At 54.2% G+C, this 24,872-nt stretch carries 17 protein-coding genes; 5 read left to right on the top strand and 12 right to left on the bottom strand.

What is annotated here, in order from left to right; genetic code table 11:
• Positions 1–55: 55 nt before the first annotated feature.
• Positions 56–2,518: a fimbria/pilus outer membrane usher protein gene (locus tag V6944_RS01115; RefSeq protein WP_333497905.1), complete on the top strand. Its 2,463-nt coding sequence runs from the start codon at positions 56–58 to the stop codon at positions 2,516–2,518.
• Positions 2,519–2,522: 4 nt separating this feature from the next.
• A complete protein-coding gene (locus tag V6944_RS01120; RefSeq protein ID WP_333497570.1) occupies positions 2,523–3,662 on the top strand; it encodes a fimbrial protein in 1,140 nt (379 codons plus the stop codon).
• A gap of 45 nt (positions 3,663–3,707) precedes the next feature.
• Here V6944_RS01120 and V6944_RS01125 read toward each other — a convergent pair whose 3' ends face one another.
• From V6944_RS01125 to tar, 9 genes are all read right to left on the bottom strand, one after another.
• Entirely contained in the window at positions 3,708–6,371 is a 2,664-nt protein-coding gene (locus tag V6944_RS01125; protein ID WP_333497571.1) for a family 78 glycoside hydrolase catalytic domain, read from the bottom strand.
• 25 nt (positions 6,372–6,396) lie between these two features.
• Positions 6,397–7,647 carry an MFS transporter gene (locus V6944_RS01130; RefSeq protein ID WP_333497572.1) on the bottom strand — a complete coding sequence of 417 codons (1,251 nt, stop codon included), beginning with the start codon at positions 7,645–7,647 and terminating at the stop codon, positions 6,397–6,399.
• A 156-nt stretch (positions 7,648–7,803) separates the two neighbouring features.
• On the bottom strand, positions 7,804–8,655 hold the full coding sequence (locus V6944_RS01135) for a helix-turn-helix domain-containing protein (protein ID WP_333497573.1): 852 nt from the start codon (positions 8,653–8,655) through the stop codon (positions 7,804–7,806).
• A gap of 277 nt (positions 8,656–8,932) precedes the next feature.
• Positions 8,933–9,577: a protein phosphatase CheZ gene (cheZ, locus tag V6944_RS01140; RefSeq protein ID WP_333497574.1), complete on the bottom strand. Its 645-nt coding sequence runs from the start codon at positions 9,575–9,577 to the stop codon at positions 8,933–8,935.
• A 10-nt stretch (positions 9,578–9,587) separates the two neighbouring features.
• A complete protein-coding gene (cheY, locus tag V6944_RS01145) occupies positions 9,588–9,977 on the bottom strand; it encodes a chemotaxis response regulator CheY (protein ID WP_185667552.1) in 390 nt (129 codons plus the stop codon).
• A gap of 16 nt (positions 9,978–9,993) precedes the next feature.
• Positions 9,994–11,043, bottom strand: a complete 1,050-nt coding sequence (locus tag V6944_RS01150; protein ID WP_333497575.1) for a protein-glutamate methylesterase/protein-glutamine glutaminase — start codon at positions 11,041–11,043, stop codon at positions 9,994–9,996.
• Positions 11,040–11,906 (bottom strand): protein-glutamate O-methyltransferase CheR, encoded by an 867-nt coding sequence (gene cheR / locus V6944_RS01155; protein ID WP_185667550.1) that lies wholly within the window; start codon positions 11,904–11,906, stop codon positions 11,040–11,042. Before cheR ends, V6944_RS01150 begins: the two co-directional genes overlap by 4 nt.
• A gap of 23 nt (positions 11,907–11,929) precedes the next feature.
• Positions 11,930–13,534 carry a methyl-accepting chemotaxis protein gene (locus V6944_RS01160; RefSeq protein ID WP_333497576.1) on the bottom strand — a complete coding sequence of 535 codons (1,605 nt, stop codon included), beginning with the start codon at positions 13,532–13,534 and terminating at the stop codon, positions 11,930–11,932.
• A gap of 38 nt (positions 13,535–13,572) precedes the next feature.
• Positions 13,573–15,228 carry a methyl-accepting chemotaxis protein II gene (gene tar / locus V6944_RS01165; protein WP_333497577.1) on the bottom strand — a complete coding sequence of 552 codons (1,656 nt, stop codon included), beginning with the start codon at positions 15,226–15,228 and terminating at the stop codon, positions 13,573–13,575.
• Between the two features lie 261 nt (positions 15,229–15,489).
• Between tar and V6944_RS01170 the strand changes: the two genes are divergently transcribed.
• The 3 genes from V6944_RS01170 to V6944_RS01180 all read left to right on the top strand — a co-directional run bounded on the left by V6944_RS01170 (position 15,490) and on the right by V6944_RS01180 (position 20,105).
• Positions 15,490–16,752, top strand: a complete 1,263-nt coding sequence (locus tag V6944_RS01170; protein WP_333497578.1) for a dicarboxylate/amino acid:cation symporter — start codon at positions 15,490–15,492, stop codon at positions 16,750–16,752.
• 555 nt (positions 16,753–17,307) lie between these two features.
• Positions 17,308–18,456: a fimbrial protein gene (locus V6944_RS01175; RefSeq protein WP_333497579.1), complete on the top strand. Its 1,149-nt coding sequence runs from the start codon at positions 17,308–17,310 to the stop codon at positions 18,454–18,456.
• A 500-nt stretch (positions 18,457–18,956) separates the two neighbouring features.
• A complete protein-coding gene (locus V6944_RS01180; protein ID WP_333497580.1) occupies positions 18,957–20,105 on the top strand; it encodes a fimbrial protein in 1,149 nt (382 codons plus the stop codon).
• 254 nt (positions 20,106–20,359) lie between these two features.
• Here V6944_RS01180 and V6944_RS01185 read toward each other — a convergent pair whose 3' ends face one another.
• The 3 genes from V6944_RS01185 to cheA form a co-directional block, all read right to left on the bottom strand.
• Positions 20,360–21,634, bottom strand: a complete 1,275-nt coding sequence (locus V6944_RS01185) for a porin (RefSeq protein WP_333497581.1) — start codon at positions 21,632–21,634, stop codon at positions 20,360–20,362.
• Between the two features lie 674 nt (positions 21,635–22,308).
• A complete protein-coding gene (gene cheW, locus V6944_RS01190) occupies positions 22,309–22,812 on the bottom strand; it encodes a chemotaxis protein CheW (protein ID WP_035895231.1) in 504 nt (167 codons plus the stop codon).
• Positions 22,813–22,834: 22 nt separating this feature from the next.
• On the bottom strand, positions 22,835–24,865 hold the full coding sequence (gene cheA / locus V6944_RS01195; RefSeq protein WP_333497906.1) for a chemotaxis protein CheA: 2,031 nt from the start codon (positions 24,863–24,865) through the stop codon (positions 22,835–22,837).
• Positions 24,866–24,872 lie beyond the last annotated feature (7 nt).

The following is a 24,872-nucleotide window of genomic DNA, read 5'->3' on the forward strand; positions in this document are numbered from 1 at the left end:
CTCAGCGCAAACGTCGTCGTTTAAACTCACCCCGCATCTAGGGTTGCTGAGTATTTTGCTTGTTGCATCGGGGCTGGCCTCTGCACGGGAATTTTACTTCTCGGCCTCATCACTTGAGGGGGATGCCACCATGCAGCAAAATACCGATCTGACCATTTTTTCCCGTGAGAATGGTCAGATGCCGGGCACCTGGTCCTCACGTATACGGTTGAATGACACACAAATTGCTGATGAAACCATCACCTATAAGAGCGGGGAAGATGGCGCATTGCAGGCGCAGATAACGCCGAAAATGCTGAGGCTATGGGGCATTAAGGTCGACAATTACCCCAAACTGGCCGCCGCTGAGGCGGATAAACCGCTGCCCGCACCGATTGGGCACTACATCCCTCTGGCGGCCGTCACGTTTGATTTTTCCGCTATGACGCTGCGCATCAGCATGCCTCAGGCCGCGATTATTAATCTCGCACGCGACGGTATTGCGCCTTCACTTTGGGATGATGGCGTACCGGTCCTGTTTACCGATTATAGTTTTTCGGGTGCCAAAGTCAGCGATGAGGACCATAACACCACCGACAGTCAGTATCTGAATCTGCACAGCGGCATCAACCTGGGCGGTTGGCGATTACGTAATTACACCACTGCCAGCCGGTCCGATGGTGAAAACGAATGGAATGTCATCAGTTCCTACCTTCAGCATGATATCGATTTCTTGCGAAGCCAACTGACATTAGGTGAAAGCAACACCCGTGGCGATGTGTTCGATAGCATCCTGTATACCGGCGTAAACCTGGCTTCTGATGATGAAATGCTGCCCTATAGCCAGCGCGGGTACGCCCCCGTTATTCGTGGTACCGCAAACTCCAATGCCGTGGTGTCCGTTCGGCAAAACGGTTATTTGATTTACCAACAAAACGTCGCACCGGGCGCATTTGAAATCAGCGATCTCTACTCGACTACCAACAGCGGCGATCTTGAGGTCACCGTCAAAGAGTCAGACGGCAGCGAGCATCGCTTCACGCTGCCCTTTTCAAGCGTCGCCGTGATGCTTCGCCCAGGGCAAATGACTTATGAAGCGACTGCGGCGCGCTACCGGGCTGACAGCGGCGGCGAACAAAAAGAACCCCTGTTTACCCAGGGAAGCCTGGTGTATGGCCTGAACAATAGCGCCACGCTGTTTGGCGGCGCTACCCTGTCGCAAGATTATCAGTCAGCAAACGCGGGGATCGGCATCGCACTAGGGGATTTCGGCGCGGTTTCAGCGGATGTGACCTACGCAAAAACCACCCTGGATAACGACAAGCAGAGTACCGGGCAATCCTGGCGTCTGCTCTATTCCGGCAAAATAGACACCACCGACACCAACTTTACCCTCGCCAGCTATCGCTACTCCACCCAGGGGTACTACAGCTTTAGCGACGCTAACCAAAAATATGATGGGAATGAAGACGACTACCTCTTCCACTACAACAAGCGTAACCGTCTGCAGGCCAGTATCAGCCAAACGCTGCTCGGCAGCAGTATCTATCTCAATGGCTACCAGCAAGACTTCTGGGGGACATCGCGAACAGAACGCAGCCTCTCATCCGGGATAAACACCACTATCAACGGTGTAAGCTACCATCTGGCCTACACCTACAGCAAAACCAGCGACCAGCCGGATAATCAAATGGTCTCCTTTGGGTTAAGCGTGCCGCTTAGCCGCTGGTTACCCAATGCGTGGTCAAGCTACAACATCAGTAACAGCAAACATGGCTATACGCGGCAAAATATTGGGGTAAGCGGTATGCTGCTGGACGATAAGCGTCTGAGCTATTCCCTGCAGCAAAGTCACAGCAACCATGATGCCGCCGATTCCAGCAGCATCTATGGCAGCTACCGTTCGCAGTACGCCAATCTCAATGCGGGTTACTCCATGTCCTCTGGCAGCGCCCAGCAGGTTAGCCTTGGCGCCAGCGGCGGTATCGTCGTTCACCCACGCGGGGTGACGTTGTCGCAACCGCTGGGAGAGCAGTTCGCGATTGTTTCTGCCGAAGGGGCTAAAGGGATCCGTTTTCAGAATCAGCACGGCATTCGCACCGACTGGCAGGGTAACGCGGTCATCCCGTCACTGACGCCATACCAAAAAAATGACATCCGCATAGACACCAGCAATCTGCCAGAAAACGTCGATACCAACGAAACGGCGACCACCGTGATACCCAGCCGCAATGCGGCGGTGGCGGCAGCATTTGTCGCTCATGTCGGTTATCGGGTCATGCTGACGCTCAAAGATACGCAGGGCCAATTGATTCCTTTTGGCGCCGTCGTTACCGCCAATGATGGCGCCATTACCGGCATCGTTGACGACACCGGCGCGGTCTATCTCGCGGGCGTCCCTGACACCTTCCAGGTCACCGTGAAATGGGGGAGCCAGGACGCCCAGCAGTGCCGCGCCACCGCAGCCATCTCTCCCGCTGAGCGGGCCCCTAACCCTGCCGGTATCCATTTCGCCAGTGCTCACTGCCAACAGGAATAACACTATGCGTCACGCTGTAAACGCCGCTATCGCTTTTTCCCTGTCCCTGCTCCCATTAGGCACTTCTCAGGCCACGGTGCTACAGGGCTGCTTCGACTCACCGCAAGAGTACGCCATTACCTACGAGCATGAATTAAGCAGCAGCGAAAACACGGTAAGTAAGTCCTTTGATGCCGGAGGCTACCTGGTTGGGAGCGGCGGTGAAATGACCGCAAACTGCGCCTGCCCGAATAACCTATTCTCGTCAACCAAAGTGTTTGAGGCCACCTACTCCGGCAGCCCGTTAACGGCGGGCGTAAGCGGCTACGCTTATCTGACTGATAACGTCGATATTGCCCTGTCCGGCTATAGCGATGCTATCAATAATCCGAGTGGAAGCGGCCTGACGGAGATGAAAATCACCGCTTATCCCACCAACCACGGCAATATGCCGAGCGTTCAGGAGACCTATTCGTATACGGAAAAGACGGCGGATATCTGCAGCGACAGCACGCGCCCCTCCGGAGGAGCCAGCGTGAAGCGCACATTCAAATGGAACGTCATTCGCGCTAATCTCTATATCAAGAAACCCATTCTCGGCGAAGAGATCATTCCCTCAACCCTGGTGCTGCAGTACTTTACCTGCCTCTTTTTTGGCTCTGACACCTGTTCAAGCGCTGAGGCAGAACAGGTCTCCAATATTTGGTTTAGCGGACGGCTCACGGCGCCGCTCTCCTGCACCATCAACGCCGGAAGCACGATCGAGGTCGATTTTGGCGCCATCGTCAACAGTCAGTTCGTCAGCCCGGGTCAGCCACCTCAGAGTTTTACCCTGAAGAACGTCGATATCGCCTACCACTGCGACGGGCCCGCCGTGGGCAATGACGATAAAATTAAGATCACCTTTTCTGCCGATCAGGGCGTGGTGGACGGAAGCCAATCTTATATCGCGAAGCTAGTAGGAAGGAGCGACCTCGGTATCAGAATGTACGATGACGCGTCGCAAAACGTAGTACTCGACGGTACCGCCACCTTTCCGGTCACGCTGGATGAACAGGGTAATGGCAGCATAAAAATGAAAGCCGCACCGGTCAGCACCACCTCAAGCCGACCGGAACCGGGGAGCTTTGAAGGCAATATCACCGTGCAGATGGACCTACGGTAATGCGAACAGCAGCGACGGCTCAACGCACCGTCGCTGCCCTTATCCTCAACGCTGGAATATCACCCGATAACGACCAGACCCCACCTGCGCGCGGTAACCCTCAGCAACTGGTGCAAAATCGATACCGTCCGTCTCCAGCAGCGTATGCGCCCCGTCAAGCACCAGCGTTGAACAGGTATTAGGCGGGATCTCAACGTCCAGCGTCACCGTCTGGCCCCCCTTCGCCGGCTCCAACGCCCAGTTAACGCCGATATCGCCATAAACCGAAGCGTAGCGCGCCTTCAGCCACTGAAGATTGCCACCGGGAATGGGGTGCAGCACCGAGCGCTTAAAGCCCGGCGCAGCTTCTTCGGTGTTGATCCCCGCCGCTGCCCGGTACAGCCATTCGCCGATGGCGCCGTAGGCATAGTGATTAAACGAGTTCATATCCGGGCTCCACATGGTGCCGTCCGGCTTCACGCCGTCCCAGTGCTCCCAGATAGTGGTTGCCCCGGCCTTCACCTGATACAGCCAGGAAGGGAAATCCTCCTTCATCAGCAGCTGCCACGCCGCATCGGCCTGACCGTTCTCGCTGAGGGCATGGCAGAAGTACGGCGTGCCGACGAACCCGGTGACCAGATGCCCATCCTGCTCCTCCAGCAGCGTCAGCAGCGTTTGCACCGTACGTTCGCGATAGGCCTCCGGCACCAGTTGGAAGTAGAGCGCCAGAATATGCGCGGTTTGCGTTCTCGCCGCCAGCCTGCCGTTCGGGGTAAAGAATTCGCGATGGAAGCTGTCGACGATCGACGCGTGCAGCGCCGTGTAACGTTCAGCATCTTCCATGTGGCCGAGCACCTTCGCCGACTTCGCCAGCAGCTGCGTCGACAGCGCGTAGTAGGCCATGCAGGTCAGTTCGTTCGGCGTCGCACCAAAATAGCTGCCCTCGCGAGCATCCAGCGCCACCCAGTCACCAAACTGCAGCTTCCACGACCACATATTGTCGACCGCGTTGGCCCGCATAAACTCCACCCAGGCCTTCATACTCTGGTACTGTCGCGCCAGCGTCTGGGTATCGCCATACATCAGGTACAGCGTCCACGGGTTGATCACTGCCGCATCGGCCCATGCAGCGGACGAGTGGGTGCGCCCGTGCGACAGGAAGCGATCGTTATCGCATTTCCCGGTCAGAATATCGGGGATCACGTGCGGCACGCCGCCTTCCGGCGTCTGGTCATGCGCAAGATCCACCAGCCACTTGGCAAAGAAGGTGTGCGTCTGCATCAGATAGCTGGCGGTACGGCAGAAGATTTGCGCATCGCCGGTCCAGCCAAGGCGTTCATCGCGCTGCGGGCAGTCGGTAGGAATGTCGACAAAGTTCCCCTTGAGCCCCCAGAGAATATTATGATGAAGCTGGTTCAGATCGGCGTTTGAGGTCTCAATATGGCCGGTTGGGGTCATCGCCGAATGCAGCACCACGGCGGTAAAATCATCCAGCGTCGGCGTCCCCGGCCAGCGCTCAATCATCACGTAGCGGAAGCCCTGGAAGGTAAAGTGCGGGTGATAACGTTCCTCACCGTCGCCGCGCAGCGTGTAGTCAATGCGCTGTTTGGCGGTGCGCAGGTTGTCCAGATAGACGTTACCCTCCGCGTCCAGCACCTCAAAATGACGCAGTGAAACGTTGTCACCCGCTTCGCCGCGCACGCAAAACTCGACCCAGCCGCTAAGGTTCTGCCCAAAATCGAGCACCGTCTCGCCTTTCGGCGTAGTGAACAGCGCACGCGGCGTCAGGCGTTCAATCTCTTGCACCGGGCAGGCTGTTTGCGGCTGCAGCGCCGCACGGTCGGCGCTCAGCACGTTCACCGCGCGCCAGCCCTGCGCCGCAAAGCCGGGCTCACTCCAACCGCGCTGTTCGAGCCGAGCGTCGTAGATTTCACCATCATAGATTTCCGAGAACAGAATCGCCGAGTCGCTGCCCAGCCAGCCTCCGTCGCTGGCAATGATCTGCTGGCTACCGTCGCGCAGTGTGACGACCAGATGGCAGATAAACCCGGTCTGCTCGCCGTAGTAGTTGCGGTAACGGTTAAAGCTCATATCCCCTTTGTACCAGCCCGCCCCCACCATCGCCCCGATGGCATTCGTGCCCTCCCGTAGCCGTTCGGTCACGTCCCAGGTCTGGTACAGCAGGTGGTGGTGATAGCTGGTCCAGCCTGGTGCCAGCTCGTCGCAGCCGACCTTTTCCCCGTTAAGCCACAGCTGATAAAGCCCCAGCGCGCTGGCATGAACCACTGCCGAAACGATATCAGCGCCCTGCGGCAGGGTGAACTCATGGCGAAGCAACGTCCCTTTCGACTCGGCTTTATCCTGCGATGTCTCCGCTGAGATAAATTCGCCCTGCCACGCCTCGGCAGGCAGGCCGGTGATAAACGAAGCCTCCGGGCTCCAGTCGCTGCTCTGGCCGTGATTGTCGGTGATGCGAACCCGCACGTAGTAGCGAGTGGAATGCGCACAGACAAACGCAGGCAGCACCACGTTGTTCGAGCGGTCATCGTGGATGTCACCGCTGTCATAACAAGGGTCATCAAAACTGACCGATGTTGCCAACTGCAGCCGCCAACTGCGCTGCACGACATTGCGTAAGCTGCTACTGATGGTCCAGCCGAATACCGGGAGCGTCTCGCAGCCCGCCAGCGAGCGTTCATAGTTAAGCGTAACGTTCTCTACTGCCAACATAATTATTCCCTCAATAACGTCGTGTTCAGGCTTTCACCCGCATCGTGTCATGTGACGCAGCCCGCGCATCCGCCGCCGCGACCATTTCCGTTTCTGCATTAAATTCATTACGCTGCTTGCCGTGGAAGCACAGCCAGCCAATGACCATGCCGACGACCACAACCGCCGTCAGCAGGCAGTAGAGCACCATCGGCCCGGCGCTCAGCAGCACCGGTGTGACGAAGGCCAGCAGGCCGCAGGTCAAGCGGGCCACGCCGACGATCACCCCCTGGGCGGTGGCGCGCAGCATGGTCGGGAACGACTCCTGAGCCCACACTTTCATGATCCCTTCAAAGGCAAAGCCGGTACCGATATTGGTAAACAGCAGGCAGCAAAACCATGAGAGCGGCGAGAAATTCAGCAGTACCGGCACAAAGTAGCCGCCGGACATCATCACCGCGCCAAAGATGAAAAAGGGAATGCGCTTTGAAGTATCAACAATGCGCATAAACAGCAGTCCCGAGGCGACGCTGACCGGCAGGATCAACAGCCCCCAGAGCGAGTTGGTGCTCACCGAGATCCCCACCACGTTGACGGCGACAAAGGTGCCAAACTGCCCACCGGTATTGGCCGCCAGATTGGTGAAGGTGTAAAAAGCGCATAGAGAGAGAAACGGCCACAGGTATGTGCGATCCAGCAGGTCGCGCCAACCGTTTTTCTGCGCACGGACCGTCGCCACGCCCCGACGCTGCTCGTCGCGAGCGGCGAGCCACAGCGGCGATTCAGGAATCGACCAGCGCAGGATCAGCAGCACTGCCGCCACCAACCCGACGTGCATATACATGATCTGCGCGCCAATCCGCCCCCAATCGCCCACGACCGCTGAGATCCCCATCGTCGCGCCGATCCCCACCAGCCACAGCAGGTTCGACAGGCCGATAATTTTGCCGCGGTTATCATCGTTCGCCGCTTCAGAGATGGTCGCCAGCGACACCGGTAAATCGGCCCCGGTAGCCAATCCCACCAGCAGCGTACCAATGACCAGGAAGTGGAAGCTCAGCCCAAACGCCAACGCCAGCGTGCCGATAACGATCATCGCCATGGTGATAATAAAGACGTTACGCCGTCCAATGCGGTCGCCAAGCCGGCCACCGCAGAACGCCCCGGCGGCAATACAGAGGGTTAACAGGCCAGATAAAATGCCAATTTCTAGCGCGGTAATGCCAATGGTTTTTTGATAAATAACCAGCGCGGTACCATTAGAGACAATGGCGGCAGAATCAATATACGATGCCATTCCTGACACCACCCCAATATACCAGGGGCCGGGTGTGCTATTTCTTGCCATAACGTATCCCTTAATGCTGAGAAGTGAAAGAAGACGCGTGCAGAATCCCCTCTCACCGCGATTGTTGAGATAAAATTACTGTCGTTTTTTGTTATTAGCCGAAAATCAGATCTGCGTTAACACCCGTGAATGCAGTTCTCGTTCATGGGTGGGTGAATAATTAAAATAGCGTTTGTACGATTCGGTTAATCTAATCGCATTCATAAAGCCGCAGCGCGCGGCTATTTCGCTGACCGTTTTGTCGGTAGTGCGGAGCAGTTCCTGGGCTTTGAGCACCCGAAACAGCATCTGAAATTTCACCGGGGTGTAGCCGGTAATGCGTTTGATAAAGCGAAACATCGTGCGCCGCGCGACGCCGTTGTCATCGCTAAGTGCGCTCCAGTCGAGCTGCCGAAGGCTGTTGGATTTCAGCGTTTTGATAAGACTTGCGCGTCCTTTTTCCTCGACGCTAAGCGTCTCTCCCTGACGGCCACATAGGCAAAGCGTGTTGATCACGTTGAGAAATGCCGCTTCACACTGCGAAAAATAGAGCGTGTCGTAGTCGTGCTCATTGCGCGCAATGATCTGCTCGCTCCAACCTTCAATATTTGCCAGTTCACTCGACGTCAGCGTGCGGTCCTTACGCGACTGCAGCTGCGTTGTCACGCACTGCAACAGCGTGTCGATATGCTGTAAAAAATGAAAGTTGTGATTTCTGCGAATTAATATATTAATCACCGACAGGTGATTAGTCGAAACGTAGCTATGCGTATCATTTTTTGTAACGAGAAAGAAATCACCCTTACAAATAAAGTGGACAATATCATTAATAATATGAAACCCGCTGCCATCGCGGACAATAACCAATTCATCAAATTCATGCCCATGTACACCTTCCATTAACTGATTGTCCATGGTGAAAAGGCAAAATGCATGCTGCTCTGAATGAAAAAAATCACTGTCGCGTAATATTCGCATGAACACTCCCGAATTTATTTGGGCAATAACATTCCGACCTTAATGAATAGCAAGGATTGAAAAATAAATATTGTTGCAGGTCTCATTGATAACTATTTAAGCGCAATAATTATGACAAGTCTATATAACGGGGTGGCACTCAGGCGTAAGCCAACGTGACGCTGGTTTCATTTTCGGGAAATGCAGAGGGGTTTACCCCGGCGTCGGCGTGACCGCCTCGGCCGGGCTACGTTTTGAAGGTAGCCCGGCCGAGCATCGTGACGCCGGGGGCGTAATCTTAGAAGCCGAGGCTGTCCAGCAGGTCGTCAACCTGATCCTGGCTGGCAACCACACCGGCTTTGGAGCTGTCGACCTGAGGGCCGTTGAGCAAGCTATCGTTCTCACGTTTAGGACGAGCGCCCTGCTCAGGAATGTTCTCCAGTAACACCATCAACAGCTGGCGCTCAATCTCCTGAATCACGTCCATCATGCGCTTGATAACCTGACCGGTCAGGTCCTGGAAATCCTGCGCCATCATGATTTCGAGCAGCTGCGCGTTGGTAAAGCTGGTGTGCCCCGGCACGTCGCCAAGGTACTGACGAGTATCGGTCACCAGCTCGCGAGCATCGGCAAGCTCAATGGGATTCTCAAACCAGGCGTCCCAACGCTTCGTCAGCGCTTTTGCACCCTTCTCCATTTCATCCTGATGCGGCTGAGAAGCCTCCACGCTGTTGAGCGCGCGTTCCGCCGCCTGCGCGGTCATCTGCACCACGTAGTCGAGACGATCTCGGGCATCGGGTATCGCCTCCGCCGCTTCCGCAATGGCCTGGTCCAGCCCCAGCTCGCGCAGGCTATCGCGCAGCATACGGGTCAGATTGCCAATGCGGCTAATAATATCCGCGGCGGAGTGTTCCTCGCCGGGCTTGATGGAAGATTGCATCATGTTCGTCACCTTACATGCCCAGTTTCTCGAAGATTTTGTTCAATTTTTCTTCCAGGGTCGCCGCAGTGAATGGCTTCACCACGTATCCGCTGGCCCCAGCCTGTGCGGCAGCAATGATGTTCTCTTTCTTCGCTTCCGCCGTCACCATCAATACCGGCATCGCTGCCATAGCGCCGTTAGCGCGAATGGTTTTCAGCAGCTCGAGGCCGTCCATGTTTGGCATGTTCCAGTCGGAGATCACAAAACCAAAACCGCCGGTCTGCAGTTTGTTCATCGCATCTACGCCGTCTTCTGCTTCTTCAACGTTGTTAAATCCCAGCTCTTTTAACAGGTTGCGCACGATGCGACGCATGGTGGAAAAGTCATCCACAACCAAAAACTTAAGCTCTTTATCCGCCATAAAATAATTCTCCTGATCAAATACGTATTGCCTGTCCGGCACTGATTTTTGCCAGCATCTGCTGGCTTACCTGGCTAAGATCGACCACTTCGCTGACGCCACCGGTATTGATGGCCTCACGCGGCATGCCGAACACCACACAACTGGCTTCATTCTGCGCGATGGTCCAGGCTCCCGCCTGATACATCGCGTGCATCCCGGCCGCACCATCGTTGCCCATACCGGTGAGGATCACCCCCACGGCATTGCGCCCCGCGTGCTTCGCAACCGAATGAAACAGCACATCAACCGACGGGCGATGGCGATTAACCGGCGGCCCGTCGTGAATTTTGATTTGATAGTTAGCCCCGCTACGCGCGAGCTCCATATGTTTATCGCCCGGCGCGATATAGGCGTGGCCCGGCAGCACGCGCTCGCCGTCTTCCGCCTCTTTCACCGTTATCTGGCAGAGCTTGTTGAGCCGCTCGGCGAACGAACGGGTAAAGCCCGGCGGCATATGCTGAGTGATCAGCAGCGCGGGACTGGAGAGCGGCAGCGGCTGAAGCACGTGGCGAATCGCCTCGGTGCCGCCGGTCGACGCGCCAATGGCAATCAGTTTCTCGGAACTGAGCAGCGGGCCTGCTTTCAGCGTCACCGGTGCGGGCAGCGGCTTGTGGGCGCTGATACGCGCGCGCGATGCGGCACGCACTTTCTCGGCGATGGTCTCGCTGTAGGCCAGCATCCCTTCGCGAATACCGAGCTGCGGCTTGGTGACGAAATCCACCGCCCCCAGCTCCAACGCCCGCAGCGTCACTTCTGAGCCTTTTCCGGTCAGTGATGACACCATCACCACCGGCATCGGGCGCAGGCGCATCAGCTTTTCAAGAAAGTCGAGGCCGTCCATGCGCGGCATTTCGACGTCCAGCGTCAGTACGTCAGGATTAAATTTTTTTATCAGGTCGCGAGCGACCAACGGATCCGGCGCGGTGGCCACCATCTCCATATCGTCATGCTCGTTGATGATTTCCGTCATGATCTGCCGCATCAGCGCCGAATCATCCACGGAGAGGACCCTTATTTTTTTCATGTTCTTCCCTTACTTAACGCATAGACCGTTTGTCCGCGCAGGCTGAACTCACGGGCCAGATGGCTGAAGTTTTCCGAATGCCCGGCAAACAGCAGGCCGTCCGGTTTCAGCAGCGGCACAAAGCGTTTGAGGATCTCCTGCTGCGTGGTCTTATCGAAATAGATCATCACGTTGCGGCAGAAGATCGCATCAAACGGCCCCGGCACCTGGTAGTGGGCATTCAGCAAATTCAGCGTGGAGAAATCCACATAGTTCGCCAGTTCGGCTCGCACACGCACCAGGCCAGAATGCGGCCCGGTTCCGCGCATGAAATAGCGCTGAAGCTGCTGCTGGGAGAGCGTTTTCAGCTCATCCATGCGGTAAATGCCGCTCTGCGCCTTTTCCAGTACTTCGGTATCGATGTCGCTGGCATAGACCTTCCAGCGCCCCGGCGCGGTACCCAGCGTGTCGGCAAGGGTAATCGCGATGGAGTAAGGCTCTTCCCCGGTCGAGGCCGCCGCGCTCCACACCCGATATTCTCCCTGCCGACGCGCGGCGTGCTCCGCCAGCGTCGGAAAGTGGTGCGCCTCACGGAAAAACGCCGTCAGGTTGGTGGTCAACGAGTTAATAAACGCCTGCCACTCCGGACTGTCGCCGTTGGCCTCCAGCAGACTGAGGTAGTGACCAAAGTCATCGAGGTTCAGTGTACGTAAACGTCGTACCAGGCGGTTGTAAACCATGTCACGCTTGTGATCGGCCAGCACGATACCGGCGCGCTGGTAGATCAGTTGACATATCCGACGGAATTGACCGTCGGTAAGCGTCAGGCGCTGTGTCAGTTGACTCAATAATTGCGATTGCCCATTTGGCAGAGATACAGTCATAGCGCCTTCTTACATCACATCATTCAGGAAACTGCGGGTACCGCGGCCAGCTCTACGCTCTCGCGCGGGGCCGCCGCTTTCACTTCTTCCAGGGCAAATATCGATACCACGTTGGTTAAGCGATCGGCCTGGTCAGCAAGCTGCTGCGTTGCCGCCGCCCCCTCTTCGACCAGCGAGGCGTTCTGCTGAGTGACCTGGTCCATCTGCGTCACCGCCTGTGCAACCTGCTCAATGCCGCGACGCTGCTCGTCCGAGGCGGAGGCAATTTCACCCATAATGTCGTTCACGCGGGTCACCGACTGCACAATCTCGGTCATGGTATTGGCGGAGGTTTCCACCAGCGCCGACCCTTCCTGCACGCGAGCCACCGACTCTTCAATCAGCCCTTTGATCTCTTTTGCCGCCTGCGCGCTGCGGCTGGCCAGGTTACGGACTTCCCCCGCCACCACCGCAAACCCGCGCCCCTGTTCGCCCGCACGCGCGGCTTCCACCGCGGCGTTCAGCGCCAGAATGTTGGTCTGGAAAGCAATACCGTCAATTACGCTGATAATGTCGCTGATCTTGCGTGAACTGGTGGCGATGTTGTGCATAGTGCGAGCCACATGAGAAGCCTGCTCGCCGCCGCGTTTTGCCGTATCCGCCGCACCGTGCGCCAGATGAGACGCCTGACGGGCATTATCGGCGTTCTGACTAACGGTGGCGGTCAGCTGCTCCATGCTGGCGGCGGTTTGCGCCAGCGAAGCGGCCTGCTGTTCAGTACGCGAAGAGAGGTCGTTGTTGCCTGCGGCAATTTCCGAAATCCCGGTATGCATCGCATAGCTGCCTTCCCGCACCTGTCCGACGGTGTCGCGCAGCGATTGCTGCATCGTTTTCAGACCGGCAAAGATGGCGCTGATTTCGTTTTTGCCGTAGACGGAAATTGGCCGCGCCAGATTACCGTGGGCAATGTTGTCAAAGTGACGGCTGATGATCTCCATTGGCTTAACCACCATATGGCGTACCCACCACAGCGCGCCGACGGTGATCAGTACCGAAATAATCACCATGCCAATAAAGGTGATGGTCGAACGCTGGTAGTCGCTTTGACTTTCGCGTTCGGCGGCGGAGACGTAGTTCTCGATATTTTTGCGCCAGCTTTCGTAGTCGTTATCAAACTGGTCCTGTGATTTTTGTACCGGCGCCGCCACAAACTCCGCCAGCTGGTTATTCTCAAGCCAGGCCGTCTGGTGGGCTAACATTTCATGCCAGGCGGTAAAGGTGGTCGCCGTCTGCGCCTGCAGCTCTTTGTCGTGCTCGCTCATCAGCGGCAATGCCATAAAGCCCTGAAACAGCGCGTCGGCCTGCGACAAATTCTGCTTCACGTCATCGACAATGCTGCGCACTTCATCCGGCGGATAGCTCAGCGCGGTCAGCGTACCGGCCTTGTTGAGCATGGTGCTGGCCTGCAGCATCGCGGCGCGAGACTCGGTCAAGGTGTTCAACTGCTGGCTGCTCTGGTCTATCTGATTAATATTGCTTTGCCCATCGCGAAAAGCCCAAAAAGAGAGTCCGTTACTGCCAATCTGCAAAATGCCGCAGAGAATCAAAATCAGAAACAACGTGGTAGAGATTCGAATACGATAAAGCATCACCACACTCCTAAAGGCGGCAAAGACCGCGGATAAAATTAAAAGGTTTCCCAGTTACTGTCGGCAGCCCGTTCACCACTCGACGCGAGGCGTTTCGCCGCTATCGGGGCCGGGGCAGTTTTTGTCGCATGCTGTGCGGACGTGACGTTAAGGCGGAAAGCCGCAACGGCTTGATTCAGACGTTCGGCCTGGTCTTCCAGCGCGGCGGCGGCCGTTGCCGACTCTTCCACCAGCGCGGCGTTTTGTTGGGTGACGCTGTCCATTTCTGCGACGGCAATCGCCACCTGGTCGATCCCGCGGCTCTGTTCATCGGAAGCCGAGGCGATTTCGCCCATAATGTCGGTCACGCGGGTGACCGCATTGACGATATCGGTCATGGTTTCTCCCGCACTTTCTACCAGTACAGAACCGGTATCGACCCGGGAGACGGAATCTTCAATTAATGCTTTGATCTCTTTTGCCGCCTGGGCGCTGCGGCTTGCCAGATTGCGCACCTCGCCGGCCACCACCGCAAAGCCGCGCCCCTGCTCACCGGCGCGCGCCGCTTCAACAGCAGCGTTCAGCGCCAGAATATTGGTCTGGAAGGCAATACCGTCGATAACGCCGGTAATATCGGAGATTTTCTGCGAACTGGCGGCGATTTCATGCATGGTGTTCACCACACCGTTCACCACGTTGCCGCCGCGCTGGGCGGTTTCAGAGGCGCTTTGCGCCAGATGCGAAGCCTGACGGGCGTTTTCGGCGTTCTGCTTCACGGTTGCCGTCAGCTGTTCCATGCTGGCCGCGGTCTCTTCGAGCGAAGCCGACTGTTGTTCGGTGCGCGCCGAGAGATCGTTATTTCCCGCCGCAATCTCGCTGGTGCCGTGGTAAATCGCTTCAGCACCCGAACGAACGTGCGTCACGGTATCAATCAGCGAGGCCTGCATGTGATTCACGGTGTCGGCCAGTTCGGTGATTTCGTTACGCCCGCGAAGCGAAAGCGTAGGTGTCAGGTCACCCGCCGCGATATGGCGGATATGGCCCATTACCGATGCCAACGGCTTCAGCAGAATGGCGCGAATGCCAAACCAGGCACCGACCATCACCATGACCAGCACCACCGCCAGCACCAGCAGTTGCCAACGGGCTATCTGATAGTCGCTGCTACTGGTGGTAAAGGCGTTCTGATAGAGCGCTTCACTTTGGCTAGCATATTGCGTCATCGCCTCGCCCAGCGCGTTCTGCATGCCCTGCGTCGGCTGAGCGAAATAGGCATCCATATTGCCCGCTTCAAGGAAGCCGACCAGTTCCTGGAGCGCGGCATAATAATGTTGATAGGTTTTGGCCACCTGCTCGCTGGCCTCGTTCATTGCTGGCAGCGCGGGAGTTTCGCTAAACCGCGCGAAGTGACCGGCAGCCTGTTCCAGCGTGGCGCGCGCATTTTTCAGCAGTTCAGTTTTGGCGCTGCTCTGCTGATTGGCCGCATCCATCATCATCCTCGCCGAGGAGCGGCTGAGGTTGATACGGGTTTGCAGTAAAAGATCCCACGATTTCGTGAGCTCGGTTTGTTGGGTTCGAAGCGTATTAGATAGCGCAAAGCTTTGTTGGTTTTGATGCAACGAGGAGAACAGAAAGCCCCCGGAGACTAACTGCAAAAGTGCGAAGACGACCAGCACCAACATCAGCAGCGTGACAACGCGGATACGGTTTAACATACAGCACCTTCTCTATGACTTGTTACGGCTGTTATCGGCATCCCAAAAAGAAACTTTATGCGGCGGGCGGGTAAAAATCGTGGGGGCAAAACGGGGCTGGCGCGAGTCACTGAATAACAACGCTTTTTATAAGATATAAAAAAAAGTTGTAAATCACCGCATTTTCATACAATTTATGTGGTGAATGATTAATGACATTACATAACTAAAAAAGCATTTTTCATCGCACGACACTTTTGTAATCTGACGGGGTAATTTTTCGTGGCAAACGCTAATAAACTCACGGTTTTTATCGTGATTTTCATGCTGGCAGGCATTCTGACCGGCGCAATGATCCATTCCTATGCATCCGCAACAACGATTCAAGTCTGGTCCAGCAACATCACTCTGCTTACCGATATATTCCTGCGACTAATCAAAATGGTTATCGCACCGCTGGTCTTTAGCACCCTGACGGTCGGGATCATGAAGCTCGGCGAAACCTCCACTATCGGCCGCGTGGGCGGTAAAGCGATGGTCTGGTTTATCAGCTCTTCGGTGCTCTCTATTCTGGTGGGTCTGTTTATCGTGACCCTGCAGCATCCGGGCAGCGGCCTGAATTTGTCGGTGCCAAAAGACGCGGTGGAAACCGGTCTGGCAGTGGGCGGTATGAGCCTGAAGGGCTTCCTTTCCCATACCATTCCGACCAGCATCGTCGGCGCCATGGCGGATAACGAAATTCTGCAGATTGTGGTCTTCTCGATGTTCTTCGGTATCGGCGGCGCGTCGCTGGGTCAGAAGTTCAACGCCCCGCTGGTTGCCGCACTGGACGTGGTGTCCCATATCATGCTGAAGGTGACCGGTTACGTGATGTACGTTGCACCGCTGGCCATCTTCGCCGCTATCTCTTCGGTTATCGCCACCGAAGGTCTGGGCATTCTGCTTAACTATGCATCGTTCATCGGCGGCTACTATGTGGCGATTCTGCTGACCTGCTGCGTGCTGGTGGCGCTCGGCTATATGGTGCTGAAGAAAGAGGTTTTCCGTCTGCTGAGCATGCTGAAAGATCCGGTGCTGGTAGCGTTCACCACCAGCAGCTCCGAAGCGGCCTACCCGAAAACCCTGGAACAGCTGACCAAATTCGGCTGCTCCCGCAACATCGTGTCGTTCGTTCTGCCAATTGGTTATTCGTTTAACCTGGTCGGTTCGATGGTGTACTGCTCATTCGCTTCAATGTTTATTGCCCAGGCGTACAACATCCACCTGAGCTTCTCTGAGATTGCCGTGCTGATGCTGACGCTGATGCTGGCCTCTAAAGGTATCGCCGGTGTGCCACGCTCTGCGCTGGTGGTACTGGCAGCGACCATTCCTGGCTTCAACATTCCGGTGGCGGGCATCCTGCTGCTGATGGGGATTGACCACTTCCTCGATATGGGTCGTTCGGCTATCAACGTGCTGGGTAACGGCGTGGCGACGGCGATGCTGTCGCAAAACGAAGGTCAGCTTGAGGAAGTTGAAGCCGAGGTTGTGCAGCAGAATATGTAAGGGTTGAGCCGTTCCCGGCGGCGCTTCGCTTGGCCGGGCTACCCTTGAACGTAGCCCGGGCGAACGCAGTGACCCCGGGCTACGTTCAAGGGTAGCCCGGGCGAACGCAGTGACCCCGGGAGACGCGCAAAGCTAAAGCCAGGGCTCGGTCCTGGCTATTTCCGGCCGAAAATCTTTTATCCCCCCCAATTAATCCCATACCATTCCCAATAAGATGGTGTTCAAATAGACAAATCATCAGTATTATTTATAGCATTGCTATAGATTGCTTTTATAGCTAAATGCCCGTCAACGTAATAATTAAATCCCACACCAGAGATGATATATAATATCTTTTCTTGCTGAACTATGGTAGTTTTATATTAAAATACAACACTCCCCAGTTCGCTTTTACATACAAATGAGTAATGTTTAAATCCATTTAATAATATTGCTTTATACATTAAGCAATAAAACAAAAAAAATACGTATAGTTAAGATATCTTATAATATCTTTCTTGACTGAATTATTGTATGTTGTGGGCCATAAAGCCATTCAGTCAAGGGAGTGATGTTATGTGGCGGAATAACTTATTTATAATAATGATGTTTTTTAACACTTCAAATGCAAAAGCCTCAGAGATCTCCTGCCCGGAGTCGATGCAATCAGGAACGCTTACGTTCCCTGATGTTAAAGTTATTCTTGGTAACAATATCCCAGACTATACGGTTCTCTATTCGGTCAGAAACAAATCTACGGCAACAAGTATGACAGATTGTAGTGCAAGTGTAGATTGGGTCATGACCCTGGACAATACATCCTCTTCAAATAAATTGCCTATGGAACCAAGCTACAATGGGAAAACACATAAAATCTATAGCACTAATATATCTGGATTAGGTATATCGGTTATTAATGCTGAACCAAGTTCCTTAAGTGGGAATAGATTAACAGTGCCTGCATGGCCTGATACCCAATACGAATACTCAAAAAAAGGTTCTCGTATGGGAAATTGGTTCGATGTTTATCTTTGGAAGATCCCTGGCGACCTCCCTACTGATGGCACATTAGATTTCACCGGCCCAACGTTATTGCATATGCGTACGCCGACAAGTTCCTCGGATACCATCACTGGCCCAACGTATAAAGACTCCCGTCACGTTATCTGGGCGAGTACAGCCTTCGCAGGTTCACTAAATATACAACTTGGTACCTGCGATATGGTGGGCGGCAGTAAAACCGTTGAACTGGGCTCCTTCAACAACACAAATGCGAACGGCGGAAAATCGGCCTGGACCGACGCCAGTTTCTCCCTCTCCTGCCCTAATGCCGCTGGGTATGGTGGATATGTTTCAGGTTCTTCGACCACCGCCAACAGCGTTAAAAATAAGCCCATCCGCATTCAGATCGTACCCTACACCCCAGCCATTGATGTCACAAATGGCATTCTCGATGCTGATGTACAGGGTTATGGTATCCAACTGGCGTGGGGCGATCTGGCGACGCTCGGTGATACTCCGGCCAGCCCTGTACAACTGAATAGCTGGGTCTACGCCTATACCTTAAATTCTTCCGCTTACCGCTCTTCTGATTACGCGATTAACAGTGCAGGCATTAACGGTGATGGCACCATAAAAATGGCGGCACGTTTCGTCCGCACAACCGGAGAGGTCGAGGCTGGGCCAGCAAAAGCAATCGTGGAAGTTCTGGCAAGCTACGAGTAGGACATAATATCTGAGCCGTTCCCGGCGGCGCTTCGCTTGGCCGGGCTACCCTCGAATGTAGCCCGGGCGAACGCAGTGACCCCGGGAGACGCGCAAAGCTAAAGCCAGGGCTCGGTCCTGGCTATTTCCGGCCGAAAATCTTTTATCCCCCCCAGTTAATCCCATACCATTCCCAATAAGATGGTGTTCAAATAGACAAACCATCAGTATTATTTATAGCATTGCTATAGATTGCTTTTATAGCTAAATGCCCGTCAACGTAATAATTAAATCCCACACCAGAGATGATATATAATATCTTTTCTTGCTGAACTATGGTAGTTTTATATTAAAATACAACGCTCCCCAGTTCGCTTTTACATACAAATGAGTAATGTTTAAATCCATTTAATAATATTGCTTTATACATTAAGCAATAAAACAAAAAAGACGTATATCTTTCTTGACTGAATTATTGTATGTTGTGGGCCATAAAGCCATTCAGTCAAGGGAGTGATGTTATGTGGCGGAATAACTTATTTATAATAATGATGTTTTTTAACATTTCAAATGCAAAAGCCTCAGTGATCTCCTGCCCGGAGTCGATGAAATCAGGAACGTTTACGCTCCCTAATGTTAAAGTTATTCTTGGTAACAATATCCCAGACTATACGGTTCTCTATTCGGCCAGAAACAAAGCGACGACATTAAGTACAGCAGTTTGTAGTGCAAGTGTAGATTGGGTCATGACCCTGGACAATACATCCTCTTCAAATAAATTGCCTATGGAACCAAGCTACAATGGGAAAACACATAAAATCTATAGCACTAATATATCTGGATTAGGTATATCGGTTATTAATGTTGAACCAAGTTCCTCAAGTGAGAATCAATTAACAGTGCCTGCATGGCCTGATACCCAATACGAATACTCAAGAAGTAATGGTAGTATGGCAAATTGGTTCGATGTTTATCTTTGGAAGATCCCTGGCGACCTCCCTACTGATGGCACATTAGATTTCACCGGCCCAACGTTATTGCATATGCGTACGCCGACAAGTTCCTCGGATACCATCACTGGCCCAACGTATAAAGACTCCCGTCACGTTATCTGGGCGAGTACAGCCTTCGCAGGTTCACTAAATATACAACTTGGTACCTGCGATATGGTGGGCGGCAGTAAAACCGTTGAACTGGGCTCCTTCAACAGCACAAATGCGAACGGCGGAAAATCGGCCTGGACCGACGCCAGTTTCTCCCTCTCCTGCCCTAATGCCGCTGGGTATGGTGGATATCTTTCAGGTTCTTCGACCACCGCCAACAGCGTTAAAAATAAGCCCATCCGCATTCAGATCGTACCCTACACCCCAGCCATTGATGTCACAAATGGCATTCTCGATGCTGATGTACAGGGTTATGGTATCCAACTGGCGTGGGGCGATCTGGCGACGCTCGGTGATACTCCGGCCAGCCCTGTACAACTGAATAGCTGGGTCTACGCCTATACCTTAAATTCTTCCGCTTACAGCTCTTCTGATTACGCGATTGACAGTGCAGGCATTAACGGTGATGGCACCATAAAAATGGCGGCACGTTTCGTCCGCACAACCGGAGAGGTCGAGGCTGGGCCAGCAAAAGCAATCGTGGAAGTTCTGGCAAGCTACGAGTAGGACATAATATCTGAGCCGTTCCCGGCGGCGCTTCGCTTGGCCGGGCTACCCTCGAATGTAGCCCGGCCAAGCGAAGCGCCGCCGGGAATAGCACCCAAACAAAAGCCAGACCTCCCGGTCTGGCTAAATCCTTCAAAAAACCTTTCACCGTCGCCCCGAAGTCGACTCCCCTCCCCTGACGACCGAAAAGCAATACTCAAGCGCAATGAAAAAAACAGCCCGCCTCACTGGCCAGAGACGGGGTAAAACGCGGTTTAGATAAAGATACGCAGACCGACGGCGGCAAGGTGATCGGAGACGTTATACGACTCGTCGGTATTGCCGCTGGCTTTCTCATAGCCGTACTCGATATAGGTCACGGCGTTTTTGCCTAACCAGTAATCCGTGCCCAGCGTGGTGGACTGGAAGTGCTGGCCGTCCATCGCGTCACCGCCTTCGGTCCAATCAAAGTTCGCATACACGCTCCACTCAGGAGTAATTTTGAACTGAGAGGCATACTCCAGGCCGAGGATCGTTTCCTGGTCATCGGTCGTGTTACTGGTTGTGCCTCTCGCCGCCGTGACATCATCCACTTTGTTGAGGTAGTAGGTCGCCTGGGCGGCGTTATACCAGGTGAAGCCGTCAAAGTTGGCGGTGTATTTCGCGTTCATCCCCATGGAATAGGTATTACCATCGTAGGATGGGCCGGTGACATAGGTGACCGGTACAGTGCCTCCATTCGGGCCGAAACCTCTATCGTATGTTTCCGTTCCCTGATTCACCGTATAGTTGTTGTACGCTGCCGCGCCGGAAATAGCGAAGCCATTATCGAAGCGGTACTGCGCTGCCAGCGCGGCACCGCCATGCACGGTTGCCGAACCGTCATGATAGGCGTCGTGCATATCCGGGCCGTCGCCGTAGCCGCTACCGAAGCCAATTTTATCCACGTCGTCGTTGCCCTGGCCCATCACACCCACGGTCAATGCTTTGGTGTTGTAATAGTAAATCGCCGCCGAGTTAATAATATCGGTCGACATCCCTGCGGTGTCGTGTTTTGCCTTACCACCGTAGGCATAAGTGGTATCAATACCCAGCCCCCAGTCGGTTGGTGCATATTGTTTACCGAAGGTCACCACGCCGTATTTTTCATTGCCGACACCCGCATAGGCCTGGCGGGTATAAACATCGTTACCCTGATCGTCAGTAGCCGAATCCAGACCGTGCATCCCGGTTTCGTAATACCCGGCGGCGTAATAGCCTTTGTCGTTAATTTTCTGCCGCAGCGCCACGCCAAGACGTGAGTCGTTATTTTGAATATTATGTTCTACGCTATGCGCGGAGTCGTCTTTGGCATACAGACGAACGGAACCCATAATAGAAATCGCCGTGTCATCACCCTGATAAACCATCTCACCTTTGGTCTGCGTTGCCGTATAGGCCGGCGAGGCGAAGTCGCCGCTGGCAGCCAGCGCATACGTTGGAGCACCTACCGCTGCGGTAATGGCCAGAGCGATAATAGAGGGTTTAATCATTACAGTTTTTACGCGCATAGAAATCCCTTAATCAATATTTAAGATTATGTTTTTGCCACTTTTGAATTTAATAACGGGAAAGAAAGTTTTCTCTCCACGCCCAAAATATTAATTGCAGCGGGATTCTATTTTCCATGCAAAATAATAAAAAATAAGATGACGATCACTAAGAATCATTTCTTTTCTGCATTTCACATTATGTCGTTATTTTTACAAATTAATGAATTTATAATTCAATTGATTAGAAATTTACTTCAAGCATCGACATAAACATGTCTGAATATTAATAAGAAACCATCTATTTATATCTGACGAACATTTTAAGACACCAAAAGACACAAATGTATTCGTTATTTTTAACATGGAAATATCTTAGCAGACTAATCTATCGTCAATTTAGATTGTTATTTGTTCACTGCCGGGGAATTTTCGATATAGCCAACATGAAAAGAAAAAGATTAGATATATATATAAATTATTGTTTAATGCTTACCATTTTCCATGCAAATATTTATATTTCATGGCTATCTAATAGTTCGATAAAAATAAAGAGTGGCGAGTGAAGAATTGAGCGTTATGAATGTAGCGAGCGCACATTATTTAAATATTCGTATCGCTCACGTAAAATAGTGCGGGGATCACATTTAAAACAGGGTTCATCGTGTTATAGCGATGAACCCTGTTGCTCTCTATCAGGCAGCGTGGCTTGCAGCACTGTCCAGCAGCGCCATCTCTTCGCTGTTGAGCAGTTTCTCAATGTTGACCAGAATCAGCATACGGTCGCCCAGTGCGCCAAGCCCGGTCAGGTATTCCGTTGAGAGGGTGACGGCAAACTCCGGCGCGGGACGAATCTGTTCCGCCGCCAGCGACAGCACATCGGACACGCCGTCAACCACAATGCCCACCACGCGCTGGCCGAGGTTCAGGACAATCACCACCGTATTGTCGTTGTACTCCACGTCTTCCTGGCTGAACTTCACGCGTAGGTCAACAATCGGCACAATCACGCCGCGCAGGTTGGTCACGCCTTTAATAAAGGCCGGGGTGTTGGCGATGCGCGTCACCTGATCGTAGCCGCGGATCTCCTGCACCTTCAGAATATCGATGCCGTACTCTTCATTGCCCAGCGTAAATACCAGGAATTCTTGCCCAGTCGGTTCACCCGCCAGCTTTGTTACATTCGTCATACCGGTCATGTTGTTCCCTTTTTTCTGCGTATCAGGCGGCGGTGCTCGCCAGACGTTTTTCACGGTTGAGCCCCTGCAGTGCAGAGACATCGACAATCAGCGCGACGCTGCCGTCGCCAAGAATGGTGGCCGCCGAGATCCCCGGCACTTTGCGATAGTTGCTTTCGAGGTTCTTCACCACCACCTGATGCTGGCCAATCAGCTGATCCACCAGCAGCGCGTAGCGGCGTCCGGCGCTTTGCAGGATAACGACAATCCCCTGGGTGGCTTCGGTTTTAGCCCCCTGCACGTCAAAGGCTTTCCACAGCTCGACCAGCGGCAGATATTCGCCGCGTACTTCCAGCACGCGCTCGCCGCCCGCCAGCGGATGCAGATCTTCTTCACGCGGCTGCAGCGACTCCATCACCGCGTTGAGCGGCAGAATAAAGACCTCTTCGCTGACCTTAACCGACATACCGTCAAGGATCGCCAGCGTCAGCGGCAACAGAATACGGATGGTGGTGCCAGCGCCCTGCTTCGACTGGATCTCAACGTGGCCGCCCATCTCCTGGATGTTACGCTTGACCACGTCCATACCCACGCCGCGCCCGGAGACGTCGGTCACCTGCTCGGCGGTGGAAAAGCCCGGCGCGAAGATCAGCATGCCAACCTCTTCATCGGTCATGCTTTCATTCACTGCCATCCCCTGCGACATCGCCTTCGCCAGAATGCGCTCGCGGTTCAGCCCCGCGCCGTCATCGGTCACTTCGATACAGATATTGCCGCCCTGGTGTTCAGCGGACAGAATCAGGTTACCCACCGCTGATTTACCCGCCGCCAGACGGGTTTCCGGCAGTTCGATACCGTGATCCAGGCTGTTACGCACGAGGTGCGTTAACGGGTCGATAATACGTTCAATGAGGCTCTTATCCAGCTCGGTCGAGCTGCCCATCAGCGTCAGTTCGACCTGCTTGCCAAGCTTGCCAGCAAGATCGCGAACCAGACGCGGGAAGCGGCTGAAAACGTACTCCATCGGCATCATACGAATCGACATCACCGATTCCTGGAGGTCGCGCGCGTTACGCTGCAACTGGCCCATGCTGGTAATCAGGTCACCGTGCGATACCGGGTCAAGCGCGTTGGAGCGCTGTGCCAGCATCGACTGGGTAATCACCAGTTCACCGACCAGGTTAATCAGTTGATCGACCTTCTCTACCGCCACGCGAATACTGGTGGACTCGCTGCTGCGGGCCGCCGGTTTTTCTCGCTCCACACGGGGTGCCGCAGGGCTTGCGGCGGCAACAGGTGCGGCAACCGCAGGCGCCGCTAGCGCAACCTCGACGGGGACTTCCGCTTCTTCAGGCGCCTCTTCAACCGTCGCCGGCGCGGCCGAGAATTCAATCTGGTCGGCTTCAATCACAAAGCACAGCACGGCGACGAGATCGTCTTCATCCACGCTGTCATCAATGACCGCGCTCAGGCTGTCGGCGGTTTTGCTGACCTGGCTTAGGGTCGCCAGGTTGCTCAGTTCCTCTTCCAGCATATCCGGCTCGCCCGCTTTCAGGCGTGAGAGCGTGATTTGCTTTTTACCTGCCGCAGCGGAGGCCTCTGCTGGCGTCGCGGATTCAGTCTCCTGCGGAGCGTTGTCAACGACGCTTAAGCGCGCGCTACCCGCCACGGGAGGGACACTTTCACCTTTTGCTTCCAGCGCCAGCTGACGCAGCGCATTGCAGATATATTCGAAGCTGGCAGCGTCCGGTTCGGTGGAGCTTTTATAGGCGTCGAGCTGTTCCTGCATAATATCTTTGGTTTCCAAAAACAGGTTGATAATATCGGTGCTGAGCTGCATTTCCCCGCGACGTGCGTCGTCCAGCAGGTTCTCCATCAGGTGCGTCGTTTCCTGCAGCACCGAGAAGCCGAAGGTTCCCGCCCCGCCCTTGATGGAGTGCGCGGCGCGGAAAATAGCATTCAGCTGTTCAGCATCAGGGTCGTCCACCACCAGGTTCAGCAGATGCTGTTCCATATCGGCCAGTAGTTCATCGGCCTCGTCAAAAAATGTCTGATAAAAATCGCTGATATCCATGCTCACG

The organism is Kluyvera sp. CHPC 1.2972, assembly GCF_036759925.1.
In the GTDB taxonomy this organism is placed as follows: domain Bacteria; phylum Pseudomonadota; class Gammaproteobacteria; order Enterobacterales; family Enterobacteriaceae; genus Kluyvera.